Raw genomic sequence first — 16886 nt, forward strand, 5'->3', positions numbered from 1 at the left:
CTTTGCACTCGCAGTTCAGTGACGCGGCAGTCAATTACAACCTCGGAACGGTTTTCGGACGGATAAATCGACGGTACCGGACCGGCCGCACCTTCGGCGCAGAGTCTCGGCCGAGAGCGCGCAAGAACGGCTGACGCGAGCCGCTCAGACGGGCTTAGCGCACGCGGCGCAGATACCCGTCAGGAGCCGCGGTTATCTGAAGTCTCTGCGGGATCTCGCGATCAATCTCGAACTCGGAATGCGACTTCAGAAACTCCCAGACCGCTGTCTTCGGGTTGTTGCCGTGATCCCACGGCCGGTCGGGGAACATATCGGCGGGCAGATCCTCGATAATGGTGTCGAATACCACGCAATAGCTATTCGGCGTCACTAGAGATGCGTATGCCGACAATTCCGCCAGAACATGCTCATGGGTGTGGTTGCTGTCGAGGCAGACGAGCGTGGCCCCACGACCGCGTGCCAAATCGTGAACCTGTTGAATTGTTGTCGGCTCAAGGCTCGACCCTTCGATCATCGTTATGTAGTGAGACAGTGGATGAGCCTCCATCGCCGCACGATTGTGGGCCCGTATATCGATATCGACGCCAATGACCTGCCGACGGGGTGCACGAGGGTCGAGAGTCGTGTTGTTGTCGACGGCGTCACACATATCAAGCATCGCGAGCATGGAAGCGCTGAGGATCAACGAACCCCCGTGCGCGATTCCCGTCTCGACGATCACGCTTGGCTTGACCCTCCAAATCAACTCCTGGAGGCAGACGATGTCCTGTGGGTATTGAATGATCGGCCGGCCGAGCCACTCGAAGTTGTACGAGTAGCGGTTCCTCGCGCCTCGATCGAGCCATTCGGAGGACAGCCGCGCGAGTTCTTGATCCTTCGCGAGAGCTTCGACGTTCTCGATCACGCTCAGCTGATGGTCGGTCAGAGTTCGTTCGGCCACGGCTTTGTCTCCCAAGCTGATTTGATCTGAATCACGGAGCGGAATCTCCCATACCGACTTCCGGACCTGCTGGTGGGCTTGGCTTGATAATCAAGCCCTGGCCAGTCGGCAGCGAACAGATCGTCACACCGTGCGTCTGCGCGAATTCATCCATCGCGAGCTTTTGTTCCTCATAGCCCATGTAGGCGTAGTCGTCGAGCAGTATTGGCGCACCCGGGACGAGTAGTTCCCAGAAGTGTTCAAGAGCGGCTATTTCTGGTGGAGCGCAGTTCATGTCGATGTGAAGATACGCAACCCGGCGCGTCGCGACCTCACCGAGAGTGTCCGGTACAACGCCCTCGACGATGCGCGCACGAGGCCATTGAGCGAAGTTGGCCCGGACGGAATCCGATCCCTGCACATAGAAGCCGCTCTGCAGATTCTCTGCATTCTTTTGCAGCGCACCGGATGTGCGCTCACGTTCGGACACAAATCCGTCGTCCAAGCCTGCAAATGTGTCAAGCAGATAGAAATCCCTGTCGAGCGAGTTCCAGTCGAGGTACTCCATGATGGCGCTGCTCAGAAAACCCCTGTTCACGCCACACTCGACAAAATCCCCATCGAGACGCAAGCCAGTCGAGGCGGCCCACAGGCCGACGTGCACGCGCCAGTGCCATCGATAGGTGTCGACGCCGCCGATCGCGCTGACACCACGGTCGTACGCCGCCATGAATCTCGGATCCTGCATGAACGTGTGGGAGTGCACGCTGATCAGGCCATCCTGTATGTACGCTTTCGGCGCGACGCGACGCAACAAAGCCTGCATCCCCGCGTCGATTCGTCTACTCCCGGCCTGAAGGACATTCGCAGCGCTGAGTCGGTTCACCGGATAACCCCCGCTGTGCCGGATCGCGGTGCGCGAAGGCGATTCTCATGACTGCTGACCATGAATTGCGATCGTACCCGACTAGAAATGGGGATCCGCTAAAACCGCAAGGTTATTGGTGCAGCGGGTCGGCAATTCACAACACGACTCCGTTGAAATCAGCACTCAGCAGCGGATGGGTCAGGTCACGGGGTGACAGCGCCTGCGGCGGCAATGGCCAATCGATCCCGAGCCGTGGGTCGTCATACCGAAGACCACCCTCGGAGGACGGGTCGTAGAACTCTGTAACCAGGTACAGCAGTTCACTGTCCGGCTCCAGAGCCTGGAAGCCGTGGGCGAAACCCTCTGGGATGACCAGCATTTGCGCATCGTCCTGTGCCAGTTCCTGGGCGTGCCACTGTAGAAACGTGGGTGACCCCGACCGCAGGTCCACCGCCACGTCCCAGAGTCGGCCGCGAACGCAGCGGACCATCTTCATTTCCGCATGCGGTGGCCGCTGGAAGTGCAGGCCGCGCACGGTACCGGCGTCGCTGGTTCTGGAGTGGTTGACCTGTGCGATCTGGCGGCCACCCAAGACGGGCTGGAGCTCCTGAGCGCAGAAGAGCCGGACGAATGCTCCGCGGGCATCGTGGTGGGGCGTGGACTGCACTATCTTCAGATCGGCCACGGCGGTGTCGAGAATGTTCACGGGTTCGCCCAACCCATGCCCGAGTCGGCTGCATCGGCGACGTAGGCGGCCAGTTCGTCGGCGCTCGACACGTCACCGGCTTCCAGAAATCGGCGATACCAGTTGGCGGTGTGGTGGATTGCCGTCTCAGAGTTCCAGACGGGACGCCAACCGAGATGTGTCTTCGCCTTGGCGCTGTCGAGTTGCAGTAGCGCCGCCTCGTGCGGCTGCGGATCGGATGCCACTCGCCACTGCAGCCGTGGCCATGTGTGAGCAAGGTCTGCGAGCACCTGCTCGACCGTCAGGTTCTCGCCTTCGGGGCCGAAGTTCCAGGCATCGGCACTGGCGGTGTCGCCGGCCAGCAGCCGCTGGCCTAGGAGCAAGTACCCACTGAGGCAATCCAGCACGTGTTGCCAGGGTCGTGTGGCGCGCGGCGAGCGGATCACCAGTGGCTCGCGCGCGATAACTGAGCGCACCAGGTCGGGAATCAGTCGGTCCTCAGACCAGTCGCCACCGCCGATCACGTTGCCGCCCCGGGCGGTTGCGAGCAGCGGAGCGGACGGGTGTTGCAGCAACGCACTTCGGTAACTGGCGGCCACCAACTCGGCGCCGGCCTTCGACGCGCTGTAGGGGTCGTGGCCCCCCAGCCGGTCTCGTTCTCGGTAGGCCCAGGGCCATTCGCGGTTCTCGTAGCACTTGTCACTCGTGACAACTACGACGCCACGTACCTCTGGTGTGTGACGGACGGCCTCTAGTAGATGCACGGTGCCCATCACGTTGGTGGCCCACGTGGTAACTGGCTCTCGGTAGGACCGACGAACCAACGGCTGGGCGGCCAAGTGGAAGACAATCTCCGGTCGCTCCGCGGCGAAGATCCCACGGACGGCCGCCTCATCGCGAATGTCGATGCGATGATCGTTGATGGCCAGCTTCAACGAGCCCCAATGGCTGGGTTCGGACGGTGGGTCCAGTGCGAGCCCGGAGATCTGCGCGCCAAGCGCCTGGAGCCACAGACACAGCCAACTGCCCTTGAAGCCGGTGTGGCCAGTGACCAGGACACGACGCCCGCGATAGGCACTTCCAAAGGCGTTCACCGCCAGCATTTCCATGGCGCTTTGCCGCTACTCCATTGTTCTTCGAGCAGGTTCTTGTCTCGAAGCGTGTCCATCGGTTGCCAGAAGCCGGAGTGCTCGAACGTCATCATTTGGCCATCGGCAGCGAGACGCGCCAAGGGCGAGCCCTCCCAAGGGGTCTCGTCTCCTTCGATGTAGTCGAGTACCGCGGGCGACAGGACGAAGAATCCGCCGTTGATGAGGCCGCCGTCGCCACGTGGCTTCTCGATGAATTGCGTTACCTGGTCACCCGTGCGCTCGATGGCGCCGTAGCGACCCGGCGGACGCACCGCTGTAACTGTGGCGTGCCGGCCGTGCTGACGGTGGAATTCGATGCTTGCACCGATGTTCACGTCGCTGAGCCCATCACCGTAGGTCAAGCAGAAGGCCTCGTCGTCTTGGATGTAATTCGCCACGCGCTTGAGGCGCCCGCCAGTCAGGGTGTCGTCACCGGTGTCCACCAGGGTCACCCGCCACGGTTCGGCGTGGTGCTCGTGCACTTCCATCCTGTTGAGGGACATATCGAAGGTCACGTCCGACATGTGCAGGAAGTAGTTGGCGAAGTATTCCTTGATGGCATAGCCCTTATAGCCACAGCAGACGACAAAATCGTCAATACCGTGGTGGGAGTAGAGCTTCATGATATGCCATAGAATCGGCCGCCCGCCGATCTCCACCATCGGCTTGGGGCGGACGGCGGTTTCCTCACTGAGGCGAGTACCCAAGCCACCGGCCAGCAATACGGCTTTCATTGAGCTCGCTTATGTTTGGGACGATACCAACTCGACAAATTCCTCGGTCGATCCGCCAATCCCGCGGAGTAATTCGAGTCATCCTTCACGATGACCGTCATATATCCGAACACATCGGCAGGAATGCTGTTCGAGTACTTCTCCTTGAGGTGGCGGATCACGAGATAGGACCCCAGTCGCTCACCCAGGAAACCGACCGCCCTAATCTGAAAGCGATTGTATTTCCGCACGCGGTCGCCATATCGATTCAGGAACTCCCTGCCGACAAGCTCGATTCCCGAGAATGTGTGCACCAACCAGGCCTTCGGGTAGATCCCGATTTCAATGCCTCCTGGAATGAAGTGCTTCGCGGCCAGGAACTCCGACGCAGAGTTCGAATCCAGCACGCCCAACTCCACTGCTAGATCAGCGTAATCGAGAATGTCTTGGCGATGATGAATCGCTGCGTAGTGCCCGACTACCGATTTCTTGAGATGAAGAGGCTGCGGAATCAGAAACTCATGGCCAGGCCTGGGCTCGTACACCGAGAGCTCGGATTCCCGCGCGAAGTTCTCCAGGCTCAACTCCCTCATGGTGGGAAAGTTCTTGGCCTCCCTGCCCTCCGGGGAGGGAAGGGTTCTCTTCCGGTGTGAGGAAACTTCAATAAGGTCAGCATCGCCGGAGAATTTCTCGATAGCGATGGGCAAGACGTGCGTTCCTGCGGCGCCATATGCAACCGGTCTGGCCTCGTGCCAAAACCGATCGAGTTGACTCACATGGAATGCAGAGTCCGGTTGAAAATCCCCAAGCGCGATGCAGTCGTCATACCAACTCTCGGGCAGCAGTGGCTTCTCATGACTTATGCAGTACCTACGAATCATGGGTGCGGGTCAGATCCTGACAATAAGCTGCTGGAGATCTCACGCCCGCCGCTAACTGCGGTGTGCGCTCGGAAATCCTGCAGAGCTTGGCCGGCGATGCCACGAGCGTCTACGGCTGCCACTGGGCGGTGTTCTTTCGGTCGTCGAGGAACGTGAACCGAACATACCAAGGGCAGTCGAGGAACCATGAGCACTTCTGCACAAGCGGCTAGTGAGCGCGTGGGCCCCGTCGCGATGGACGTGAATCACCAGGTGCCCGGGTCCCACTCGAGCGGCCGTGGCCAGGATCATGCACTCAGGGCAACCTAATTGTCGACGACGACATCGAGCCTTCCTGCACCGGCACGGCAAGCCGCCTACGTCGGCGAAGCAGATTTCGCCACCACATCTCATCGGAGTGGCTAGGCTACCGACCGACCAGTTGATTTGAGGCTCGGATGGACGGCCGTCCGAACGACTGAGCTAATGACCTGCCCCCTAGCGGAATTCGGCCGTGCCTGCTGAAACCCACCGTTCGGAAAGAGGTGAATGCCCCATGGGGTACGCCCCAGTCACTCCCGTCGCAGTGATCGGAATGGGCTGTCGGCTCCCCGGTGGCATCAACTCGCCGGACAAACTGTGGGAGGCGCTGGAGCGCGGGGACAACCTGGTCACCGAGATCCCGGCCGATCGCTGGGACGTCGACGAGTTCTACGACCCCGAGCCGGGGGTGCCTGGCAAGTCGGTGACGCGCTACGGCGGATTCCTGGACGACATTTGGGGTTTCGACGCCCCGTTCTTCGGTCTGCGGACACATGAGGCCACCTTCATGGATCCCAACCACCGGTTGCTGATGGAGACTTCATGGGAGGCCATCGAGCACGCCGGCATGGCTCCAGGCTCGCTGTTCGGGTCCAAGACGGGTGTCTTCATGGGGGTGGTCCACGATGACCACGTCGTGCTGACCTACGAGTCTGGCGTCGTCCACGATCCCTACGCGTACCCCGGCAATACCCCCAGCATGGCTTCCGGGCGCATTGCGTTTTGGCTGGGAGTGCACGGCCCGGCACTGACGGTGGACTCCGCATGTTCGACCGGTCTACTCGCTCTGCACCTGGCCTTTCGCAGCCTGAATGACGGCGAGAGTGACCTCGCCCTGGCGGGCGGGGTCAACACCCTGATCTCGGGGATCATGAACACGGCGGGGGCGGCGCTGGGGATGTTCTCCCCGACCGGCTGCTGCCATTCTTTCGACGTCGCGGCGGACGGGTTTGTACGGTCCGAGGGAAGCGCCGTGGTCTTGCTGAAGCGCCTGCCGGACGCACTGCGAGACGGCGACCGGATTCACGCGGTGATACGTGGCACGGCAGCCAATCACGACGGCCGCACCAAGACCATCTCCAGGCCGTCGTTGGATGCACAGGCCAACGCGTACCGCGCAGCGCTGGCGAATGCGGGCGTGGACCCCGTCACGGTCGGCATGGTGGAGGCCCACGGCACCGGCACCCGGGTCGGCGACCCGATCGAGTTCGGCAGCCTCGCCCAGGTATACGGGTCGGATGGCCCTTGCGCACTCGGATCGGCGAAGAGCAACTTCGGGCACACCGAGGGCGCGGCCGGTGTGGTGGGGCTGATCAAGACCACCCTCGCGCTGCAACACGGCGTGGTCCCGCAGTCACTGCACTTCACCCGGCTGACCGATGACCTTGCACGGATCGACACGGGACTGTTCGTTCCGACCGAGACCACGCCGTGGCCGTCGCGAGACGGCCAGGACCGCCGACGGGCGGCCGTGTCGTCGTACGGTCTGAGCGGAACAAACGTTCATGCCGTGCTGGAACAGGCACCCGAACCGGCGCACCACGACGAAGTCTCCCCCGGCCACCCCGGCTCTCTGGTCTTCGCACTGTCAGCCACCTCACCCGAGGCGCTGCGACGCACCTCCGGGCGGCTCGCCGAGTGGGTGAGGGGCCGTGCCGATCAGCTGGTGCCATCGGATCTGGCGTACACCCTGGCGCGCAGGCGCGGACACCGGCCCGTGCGCGCTGCCGTGGTCGCCGCGAGCGTTTCCGAGCTGACCGACCGTTTGCTTGAGGTCGCCGAGGTCGACGCGGCGTATCCACCTGCGGTGGGCCAGGACGACCGGGGACCCGTGTGGGTGTTCTCCGGACAGGGCTCGCAGTGGCCCGCGATGGGTGCAGATCTGCTGGCGGCCGAGCCGGCGTTCGCCGCGACGGTCGCGCAGGCCGAGCCGTTGATCGCCGCCGAAGCGGGATTCTCGGTGACGCAGGCGATGTCGGCGCCGGAGACAGTCCCCGGTATCGACCGAGTCCAGCCGACCCTGTTCACCATGCAGGTCGCGTTGGCCGCCGCGATGCGCTCCCACGGGGTGGTCCCCGGCGCAGTCGTCGGGCACTCGCTCGGGGAAGTCGCCGCGGCCGTTGTCGCAGGAGCACTTTCACTCGAAGACGGGGTCCGCGTCATCTGCCGCCGCTCGCGGTTGTTGACCACGATCTCCGGCGCCGGGGCGATGGCATCGGTGGAGCTGCCCGCCCAACGCGTCCGTGAGGAACTGGCTGTTCGCGGTCTCACGGATGTCGTGGTGTCGGTGGTCGCCTCGCCGGAGTCCACCGTCATCGGCGGTACGACCCAGGCGGTTAGGGACTTGGTCGAGATGTGGGAGCGCCGCGACATCATGGCACGCGAGGTGGCGGTCGACGTCGCATCGCACTCACCGCAGGTCGACCCGATCCTCGCCCAGTTGACCGATGCGTTGGCCGATCTCACGCCCAGGACACCGTCAGTCCCGTACTACTCGGCGACTCTCGACGACCCACGGCAGCAGCGGGACTTGGACGGTAGTTATTGGGCGGACAATCTGCGCAATCCGGTGCGCTTCGCCGACGCGGTGCAGGCGGCGCTCGAGGACGGCCATCGAGTCTTCGGCGAGCTCTCCCCCCACCCTCTGTTGACCCGCGCGGTCGAGCAGACGGCCAGCGCATCCGACATCTCAGTCCAGGCGCTGCCCTGCCTTCTGCGCCAGCAGGAGCTGCGGCACGGACTGTTCGAGTTCCTGGCGAACCTCTATTGTGCCGGCGCCGCAGTGGATTTCGCGACGCTCTACCCGACGGGACAGCTGGTCGACGCGCCGCTGCCGAGTTGGACCCACCGTCGGCTGCGCATCGGAACCGGCGGCGCGAGCCCCCAGGCGCTAGGCACCCGGACCGTCACTGTGCATCCACTGTTGGGCGCCCATGTCCGCCTGCCCGAGGAGCCGGAGCGCCACGCCTGGCAGGGCGATGTCGGCACCGCGGCACTGCCTTGGCTGGGTGACCATCAGGTACATGCCGTGACCGCCCTTCCCGGGGCCGCCTACTGCGAGATGGCGCTGGCGGCCGCTCGCACCGTGCTTGGCGAGCAATCCGAGGTTCGTGACATCCGCTTCGAGCAGATGTTGCTGCTGGACAAGCAAACCCCGATATCCACGATTGTCTCGGTTGACACACCCGGCGTCGCGGAGTTCGAGGTGGTGACCGATCACGAGGGCGAACGCACGCGGCGAGCCATCGCCACGCTGCACGTCGTGGACGAAGACGACGCCGACAATGAGCCGCAGCCACACGACGTGTCCGCGCTGCTCGCCGCGCACCCATTGCGCACCGAGGGGGACGAGCTACGGCAGCTGTTCAACTCGCGCGGGGTCGCGCTGGGTGCGGCATTTGCAGGTCTGATCGCCGCTCACACCGCCGACGATGCGTCCACCCTGGTCACCGAGATCGCATTGCCCGGCCCGCTGCGCGCGCAACAGGGCGCCTACGGCATACACCCGGTGTTGCTCGATGCCTGCTTCCAGTCCGTCGCCGCGCACCAGGCGGTCAATGACGACACCGACGGTGGTCTGCTCGTGCCGTTGAGTGTGCGACGGATCCGTATCTGCGATTCGGCGCGCAATCCTCGCTACTGCGTCGTCCGGCTGACCCCGCACGATCGGTCGGGTTTCGAGGCCGACCTCGACGTTCTCGATGAGTCCGGGAAGCCTGTGGTCATTGTCCGGGGATTCCGGCTGGGCAGCAGCGCCACCGAGGGAAGCGAAGCGCAGCGGCTCCTCGCCGAGCGCCTCCTTACCGTCGAATGGCGGCAGAGCGCCCTACCCCCCATACCGGATGCCGACCCCGGCCAGTGGCTCCTGATCACTACCTCCACCACCGAGGACGCCCTGACGACGGGACTCATCGAGTCGATGAAAGCCCTTGATGCACAATGTGATTGGCTTGGCTGGCCGGAACATGCCGACCATCCCGCCTATCTCGAGCAACTGAGCGGTCGGCTGCGGGCGAGTGCCGTCAAGGGCCTCGTCGTGGTGCTCCCGACACCGGTGGGCAGTCCGGATGAAGACGGATTGACCAGGGCCCGTGAGCATGTCTCTCACCTGGTGCGGATCGCCCGCGAACTGACGGAGGCACCTGGAGAACCACCGCGTCTCTATGTGCTGACAAGGGCCGCCCAGGCCGTCCAGCATGGGGATGGGGCCAACCTCGACCAGGCGGGACTACGCGGCCTGGTGCGCGTGGTCGGAGCCGAACATCCACAGCTGCGTCCCACCCAGATCGACGTGGACATCGACTGCGATCCCGAAAAGGTGGCACTCGAACTGCTATCGGGCTCGGACGAGGACGAAACCGCGTGGCGGGACGGCCAGTGGTACGTGGCCCGACTGCGGCCCACTCCCCTGCGACCGGACGAGCGCCGCACCACCGTGGTGGACCACGGGAGTGGCGGCATGCGCTTGGAGATCCGCACCCCGGGCGATCTGGCGAGCATGGAATTCGCGGCCTTCGACCGGGTTCCGCCGGGGCGGGGCGAGATTGAGGTCGCGGTCAGCTCATCCAGCATCAACTTCGCCGATGTCCTGGTCGCGTTCGGCCAATACCCGAGCGTCGAGGGGGTTCTGCCGCAGCCGGGCACCGATTTCGCCGGCGTGGTGACCGCGGTCGGACCCGACGTCACCGATCATCGGGTCGGTGACCATGTCGGCGGCTTCTCGAAGAACGGATGCTGGGCCACGTTCGTCATCTGCGACGCTCGCGCTGCCGTGACACTGCCGCCCGGGTTGACCGACGAGTTGGCGGCCGCGACGACCACTGCGTACGCGACGGCCTGGTACGGCCTGCACGACCAGGCCAGGATCGGCGCCGGTGACCGGGTCTTGATCCACTCCGCCACCGGCGGTGTGGGCCAGGCGGCCATCGCGATCGCTCGCGCCGCGGGAGCGGAGATCTTCGCCACGGCGGGCAGCCCAGCACGTCGAGAATTGCTGCGCAGCATGGGCATAGAACATGTCTACGACTCGCGCAGCATCGAGTTCGCCGATCTGATCCGCAAGGACACGGACGGCGAGGGTGTTGATATCGTGCTCAACTCCCTCACCGGCGCTGCCCAGCGCGCGGGGCTCGAACTGCTGTCCATCGACGGACGGTTCGTGGAGATCGGCAAACTCGACGTCTACGCCAACACGCGACTGGGGCTCTATCCCTTCCGCCGCAACCTCACATTCCACTACGTCGACCTGGCGTTGATGGTCAAGAGCCGGCCTCGCAAGATCGCGGACCTGTTGCGCCGCGTGTACCGGCTCGTCGCGGAAGGTGAGCTGCCCCCGCCGGAGATCACCCGCTACCCACTCGCCGAGGCGGCCACCGCGATTCGTGTGATGGGCGCCGCGGAACACACCGGAAAGCTCGTGCTCGATGTCCCGCACAGCGGTCGCAGCAGCGTGGTCGTGCCACCGGAGCAGGCTCGGGTCTTCCGAGAGGATGGCGCCTACATCATCACCGGTGGCCTGGGCGGCCTCGGACTGTTCCTCGCCGCCGAGATGGCCGGAGCGGGCTGTGGCCGGATCGTGCTAACGAGCCGCTCGCAACCAAATCCTCAGGCCGAGCAGGCCATTGCGCGTATCCGTGCGACCGGCACTGACGTCCACGTGGAGTGCGGCGATATCGCCGAGCCGGCGACCGCCGAGCGTCTGGTCGCCGCCGCCACTGCCACCGGGCTTCCGGTACGCGGTGTACTGCACGCCGCGGCGGTGGTGGAGGACGCCACCCTCACCAGCATCACGGACGAGCTGATCGACCGAGACTGGGTGGCCAAGGTATGCGGCGCCTGGCATATGCACCGGGCCCTACGTGATGTGGAGGCCGAGGCACCACTGGACTGGTTCTGCTCATTCTCGTCGGCAGCCGCACTGCTCGGCTCGCCAGGGCAGGGCGCCTACGCAGCGGCCAACAGCTGGTTGGACGCCTTCACCCACTGGCGTCGCGCCCAGGGTCTACCGGCCACCGCGATCGCGTGGGGAGCTTGGGGCCAGGTCGGCCGCGCCGCGTCCCTTGAAGAGGGCCGCACCACGATGATCACCCCTGAGGAGGGTGCGCACGCCTTCGAGACGCTGCTGCGTTACGACCGCACCTACACCGGCTACATGCCCACGGCGGGAACGCCTTTGTTCACCGCGCTCGTCGCGCGCAGCCCGTTCGCCGAGGCGTTCAAGACCGCGGGCGGAGCACAGCACGACACCGCCACGATGCGCGCCGAGTTGCTCACGCTGTCCCCCGACGAGTGGCCGACCCGGCTTCGGCGCCTGGTGACCGAGCAGGCCAGCCTCATCCTGCGCCGCACCGTCGACCCCGACCACGCGTTCCCCGATCACGGCCTAGACTCCCTGGGCTACCTCGAACTGCGCAGCCGCATCGAAGCCGAGACCGGTATACGCATCACCCCCAAGGCCATCGCCACCCACAACACCGCACGAGCCCTGGGCAAGCACCTAGCCGATTCGCTGGCGGCTGAGCTGACCACAACGTAAAACGATAGAACCGTGAACACACGGTCGAGATGAAGGATGGTGATCGGTGCCCGGGCGGATAGGTCGTGCGCGCGAATCGTGGAGAACCCGGCGCGCAGCCAAAGCTGCTGCCCGGCCGGATAATCGGCTCGCATTGGCGGACGAAGCCTTGTTGGCGGAGCATCACGCCGCCGATATGAACGTGGTCATACAGGTCACGTGGCTCTATGAGCACGCCATCGATCTCGAAGCGCTACGGCGCTTTCATCAGAATCTCGGCCAGGGCTTACTGGGACGGCGCATCGAGCGCCCGGCGCTGCCGATCGCCCGGCATCGGTGGGTCCTGGACCGAGGACCTGCGGACCTCGACATCGCCGAGCACACCCGCCCGCGCGCTGACTTCAGCGACTGGATCGACGAACGCTCACAAACGCCCATCGATGCCATGGTCGGGCCCGGCTGGCACCTCGGCGTCCAGCCCTTCGATGACGGCTCAACCGCGATCAGCCTGGTGCTCTCACACAACCTGATCGACGGTCTCGGGCTTGCCCTGGTGATAATCGAAGCGGCCCTGGGTAAGACGCGCGATCTTGGCTACCCACCGCCCCTGTCACGCACTCGAAAAATGCGTGCGGTGGGCCAGGACGCCCGACTGACGGCGCGCGACGTCCCCGAGGTCGGCAGGGCACTCGTCACGGCAGTCAAACTGGCCCGTAAGCAGGCCCGTAGCAAGTCTGAGGGTGACCGCGCACCGGCATCACGGCCTGTCCCCGTCGCGTCCGTCGTCGGCGACACGGTCTTGGTGCCGGCCATCACGATCTACGTCGACCTGGACGATTGGGATGCCTGTGCGGAGGCTCGGCACGGAGCGAGTCATACGCTGGCCGCAGCATTCGCCGCGAAGCTCGGGGAGCGCATCGGGCGACGACGAGCCGGTGACGGCGTCGTCACCCTGCAGATCCCCATCAGTGATCGCACCGAGGACGACACGCGGGCGATGGCGCTGTCGTACACGCGCGTCAGCGTCGACCCGACGCCGCTGACCACGGATCTGCGCGAGCTCCGGGCCACCGTGAAGCAAACGCTGAAGACTCTCAAGGAGACACCGGACGAGGCAAAGCAGCTCATGTGGCTGCCGTCGTTCGCACCGAAGCGGACGCTGCGGCGGATGGTCGCCAAACTGCCCGCCGACCCCGATCAGTCTGTGTTCTGTTCCTATCTCGGAGACCTGCACTCGATCATCGGCTGCCCTGCAGGCACCATCGCCGAGATCGAGAACGCTCGAGGAACTGGTCAACGCGAATCACGGCAGTTGCTCGAGCGAATCGGCGGCCGAATGATCATTCTGTCTGGGCGCATCAACGGCAAGATCTTCATCAGCGTCGGCGCCTATCAACCGGGCGCAGAGAACACCAAGGACGCTCTGCGTGAGGTGGCCGCACAAACGCTGGCTGATTTCGGCCTCACTGGCGACATCGACTAAACGCCAGTGGGTGGACGCCGCAGCGCGACGCCCACCCACTGGCAAAGCTCAAGGGCTCGCGCCCCATCCGATCAGAAGTTATTGCAGGTATTGAAAGCCGCTGCGATCGTGCCGATGTAGGGCTGAAATGCTGGCGCGGCCGACACATTCTGGGCCTGCCGCGTCCGCGCCTCTGGCCCCGCCTCGATGAAGTCGCGCAGGCCCTTCTGCAAGATCGGCGTCTGACTGAATACGGTGCCAACCTGCGGATCTTGCGCGTTGAGTGCCGAAACCAGTTGCGGATACGTGCAGGTGGTGTTGATGGCTGGGCCCAGGTCAGGAGCTGCGGAGGCGACCCCAGCGCCAGCGGTCAACGTCAGTGCCAGTCCCCCAAGCCCGACAGCCAGCTTGGTCAACGACGGTTGGATCATATTCCGACTTCTTCCCTCCAATTGATCCCGACCATTCCGACTGTAATCGGCCGCGGCAAATCTCGCCCAAACTTTGCCTAACCAGCAACCACCGCGGCGGGTGACTAGTCCTGTGCCACCAGCTGATCGGGCCGGGGGTCGGGATCGCGCATCGGGCCCAGTACTGCACTGGCGGGGCGCTGGCGGACCCGCAGCGGCCACCAGAACCACCGCCCCATCAACGCGGCGATTGCGGGTGTCATGAACGCGCGCACCACCAGGGTGTCGAACAACAGACCGATGCCGATGGTGGAACCCACCTGCCCGATGATGCGCAGGTCGCTGACCACCATCGACATCATGGTCACGGCGAACACCAAGCCGGCGGCCGTCACCACCTTGCCGGTGCCACCCATCGCCCGGATGATGCCGGTGTTTATCCCGGCGTGTATCTCCTCTTTCATCCTGGAGACCAGTAGCAGGTTGTAGTCGGAGCCGACCGCCAACAACACGATCACCGACATGGCGAGCACGAGCCAGTGCAATTCGATGCCGAGAATGTGCTGCCAGATCAATACGGAGAGCCCGAACGCGGCGCCCAACGAGAGCGCCACCGTACCCACGATGACCAGCGCGGCGACAAAACTTCGCGTCATGACGAGCATGATGCCGAAGATGAGACAGAGCGCCGCGACACCAGCGATCAGGAGATCGTAGGTCGAGCCGTCTCGTAGATCCTTGAATGTCGCCGCAGTCCCGGCGAGGTGGATGGAGGCATTCTCCAACGGCGTCACCTTGAGCGCCTCCTCGGCCGCCGTCCGCACGGCGTCAACCCGCGAGATGCCCTCCGGCGTCCCGGGATCGCCCCTGTGCGTCAGGATCAGTCGAACAGATTTCCCGTCCGGCGAGAAGAACAGGCTCATGGCCCGTTTGAAGTCCTCGTTCTCGAAGACCTCTGGCGGCAGGTAGAAGGAGTCGTCGTTTTGAGCGGCGTCGTAGATCTTGCCCATCGACGTCGCGTTTGCGGCCGTCTCATCCATGATGGCAAACATTCCCGACATGGTGCTGTGCATCGTCAGCGTCATGGTCCGCATCGACTGCATGGTGACGATCATCGGCGGGAACAGGGTGAGCAACTCCTGCTGCAACCCATCCAATTGCTCTACGCGCGCGAGGATCTGGTGCATCTTCACACCGACCTGGTCGACTCCGTCGAGACCCTGAAACACGGATCTGATCGCGAAGCACACCGGAATACTCGAGCAGTGCGGCTCCCAGTACAGGTAATTGCGGATTGGCTTGAAGAAATCGTCGAAATTCGCGATGGAATTACGCAACTCGTCAGTGAGCTCCGATATTTCCCTGTTCACGAGAAGCGTATCGTGCGTGACGTCGCGGATCTGTTTCATCAGCCCATATGTGCGCTGCATTTGGTTGATCATCTTCGTCATGCTGTCGGCCTGCTTCAGCATGTCGTTCATTCGCGCTTTGCCAAACGGCAGGATCTGGATCATGCCGGCGCTCTGCAGGCTGATCTGAAACGGTATCGAGGTCTTCTCGATCGGGGTTCCCTCGGGCCGGGTGATGCTCTGCACCGTGGCTATGCCCGGAACAGCAAAGACGCTCTTGGCGAGTTTGTGCAGAACCACGAAATCTGTCGGATTCCGCATGTCGTGATCGGCCTCGATAATCATGACGTCGGGCGTCATCCGCGACTCGGGGAAATGTCGATCAGCGACCGCATACCCCTCGTTGGCGGGGATGTCCTGCGGCACATACAGTCGATCGTCGTAGCTGGTCTGATATGCCGGCAGCGCCAGAAGCCCGACGAACGCGACCGCGCACGTCGCGGCCAGGATGGGTCCGGGCCACCGAACGATCGCCGTGCCGATCTTCCGCCAGCGCCGAACCAGGACCTTCCGCTTGGGCTCGAAAAGCCCAAAACGACTGCCCACGGCAATGACTGACGGAACCAGCGTGACGGCCACTGAGACCGCGACGACCATTCCGATAGCGGTGGGTGCGCCCATGGTTTGGAAATACGGCATCCGGGTGAAGCTCAGACAGAGAACTGCTCCGGCGATTGTCAAACCGGAAGCCACGACCACCTTGGCGACACTGCGATAGGTGGTGTAGAACGCGGTTTCCTTGTCCTCACCGGCCTGCCGCGCCTCGTGATATCGCCCGGTGAAGAATATGCCGTAATCCGTTCCAACCGCGATCCCGAGCGATATCAGCAGGTTGACCGCGAATGTCGAAAGCCCCAGAACTTGGTGATCGCCGAGAAATGCGACGACTCCCCGGGCCACCTGTACCTGTATTCCCACCATGATGAGCAGCAGAAGGACGGTGGTGATCGAGCGATACACGAAGAGCAACATCGTGAGGATCACCACCAGTGTCACCAGGGTGATCTTCACGAGGGACGAATCGCCGGCGTGGGTCATATCCGTGATCAACGGTGTGGGACCTGTGACGTAGGACTTCACGCCCGGCGGCGCTGGCGTCCGATCCACGATGTCACGGACGGCGTCCACGGATTGGTTCGCCAGGGCTTCGCCTTGGTTACCCGCGAGATTCAGTTGGACATAGACACTCTTGCCGTCGGCGCTCTGCACACCCGTCGCCGTGAGCGGATCCCCCCAGTAATCCTGGACGTGCTGCACATGCGTGGTATCGGCTCGCAACTGACGAACCAGGTCGTCGTAATAGGTGTGCGCATCATCGCCGAGGGGTGCCTCACCCTCCATGACGATCATCGCCACGCTGTCCGAATCGGATTCCTTGAACGTCTCACCCATGCGCTGCATGGCCTCGAACGACGGCGCATCCCTGGGAACCAGCGATACCGAGTTTTCCCGCCCGACTTGTTCCAGCGTTGGAACCGCGAAGGTCAGGATGGCAACGATCACCAACCAGCCCACGATGATCGGCACCGCCAGCCGATAGATCGTCCGAGCGATGAATGGTGGCCGGACGCTTGTCATTTGGTTGCTCATGCGGC

At 63.8% G+C, this 16886-nt stretch carries 10 protein-coding genes; 2 read left to right on the top strand and 8 right to left on the bottom strand.

The window, feature by feature from the left end; genetic code table 11:
• Positions 1–154: 154 nt before the first annotated feature.
• The 6 genes from ABIA65_RS09090 to ABIA65_RS09115 form a co-directional block, all read right to left on the bottom strand.
• A complete protein-coding gene (locus ABIA65_RS09090) occupies positions 155–940 on the bottom strand; it encodes a cephalosporin hydroxylase family protein (RefSeq protein WP_241403631.1) in 786 nt (261 codons plus the stop codon).
• Between the two features lie 31 nt (positions 941–971).
• Positions 972–1745, bottom strand: coding sequence for a TylF/MycF/NovP-related O-methyltransferase (locus tag ABIA65_RS09095; RefSeq protein ID WP_241405509.1), 774 nt, complete (start codon positions 1743–1745; stop codon positions 972–974).
• Positions 1746–1941: 196 nt separating this feature from the next.
• The gene (rfbC, locus tag ABIA65_RS09100) at positions 1942–2493 is read right to left on the bottom strand and encodes a dTDP-4-dehydrorhamnose 3,5-epimerase (protein ID WP_241403630.1); all 552 of its coding nucleotides are present in this window, start codon (positions 2491–2493) and stop codon (positions 1942–1944) included.
• Positions 2490–3575, bottom strand: coding sequence for a CDP-glucose 4,6-dehydratase (rfbG, locus tag ABIA65_RS09105; RefSeq protein ID WP_354523747.1), 1086 nt, complete (start codon positions 3573–3575; stop codon positions 2490–2492). The genes rfbC and rfbG overlap by 4 nt, the downstream gene beginning before the upstream one ends.
• The gene (rfbF, locus tag ABIA65_RS09110; protein ID WP_241403629.1) at positions 3563–4336 is read right to left on the bottom strand and encodes a glucose-1-phosphate cytidylyltransferase; all 774 of its coding nucleotides are present in this window, start codon (positions 4334–4336) and stop codon (positions 3563–3565) included. Before rfbF ends, rfbG begins: the two co-directional genes overlap by 13 nt.
• The gene (locus tag ABIA65_RS09115; RefSeq protein WP_241403628.1) at positions 4333–5091 is read right to left on the bottom strand and encodes a hypothetical protein; all 759 of its coding nucleotides are present in this window, start codon (positions 5089–5091) and stop codon (positions 4333–4335) included. Before ABIA65_RS09115 ends, rfbF begins: the two co-directional genes overlap by 4 nt.
• A 640-nt stretch (positions 5092–5731) precedes the next feature.
• Between ABIA65_RS09115 and pks2 the strand changes: the two genes are divergently transcribed.
• Positions 5732–12031 carry a sulfolipid-1 biosynthesis phthioceranic/hydroxyphthioceranic acid synthase gene (gene pks2, locus ABIA65_RS09120; protein ID WP_354523312.1) on the top strand — a complete coding sequence of 2100 codons (6300 nt, stop codon included), beginning with the start codon at positions 5732–5734 and terminating at the stop codon, positions 12029–12031.
• A gap of 46 nt (positions 12032–12077) precedes the next feature.
• Entirely contained in the window at positions 12078–13493 is a 1416-nt protein-coding gene (locus ABIA65_RS09125; RefSeq protein WP_354523313.1) for a hypothetical protein, read from the top strand.
• Between the two features lie 71 nt (positions 13494–13564).
• Here ABIA65_RS09125 and ABIA65_RS09130 read toward each other — a convergent pair whose 3' ends face one another.
• Complete coding sequence (locus tag ABIA65_RS09130; RefSeq protein WP_241403625.1) at positions 13565–13903, bottom strand: hemophore-related protein; 339 nt, start codon at positions 13901–13903, stop codon at positions 13565–13567.
• Between the two features lie 104 nt (positions 13904–14007).
• A complete protein-coding gene (locus ABIA65_RS09135; protein ID WP_241403624.1) occupies positions 14008–16881 on the bottom strand; it encodes an MMPL/RND family transporter in 2874 nt (957 codons plus the stop codon).
• Between the last annotated feature and the right edge of the window lie 5 nt (positions 16882–16886).

Source organism: Mycolicibacterium sp. 624, from assembly GCF_040548615.1.
In the GTDB taxonomy this organism is placed as follows: Bacteria; Actinomycetota; Actinomycetes; order Mycobacteriales; family Mycobacteriaceae; genus Mycobacterium.

What these genes read in the sequence shown, in the direction of transcription:
- ABIA65_RS09095 (WP_241405509.1), bottom strand. Translation starts at nt 1,745, where the DNA reads ATGCAGGCTTTGTTGCGTCGCGTCGCGCCGAAAGCGTACATACAGGAT.
- rfbG (WP_354523747.1), bottom strand. Translation starts at nt 3,575, where the DNA reads ATGCTGGCGGTGAACGCCTTTGGAAGTGCCTATCGCGGGCGTCGTGTC.
- rfbF (WP_241403629.1), bottom strand. Translation starts at nt 4,336, where the DNA reads ATGAAAGCCGTATTGCTGGCCGGTGGCTTGGGTACTCGCCTCAGTGAG.
- pks2 (WP_354523312.1), top strand. Translation starts at nt 5,732, where the DNA reads ATGGGGTACGCCCCAGTCACTCCCGTCGCAGTGATCGGAATGGGCTGT.
- ABIA65_RS09130 (WP_241403625.1), bottom strand. Translation starts at nt 13,903, where the DNA reads ATGATCCAACCGTCGTTGACCAAGCTGGCTGTCGGGCTTGGGGGACTG.
- ABIA65_RS09135 (WP_241403624.1), bottom strand. Translation starts at nt 16,881, where the DNA reads ATGAGCAACCAAATGACAAGCGTCCGGCCACCATTCATCGCTCGGACG.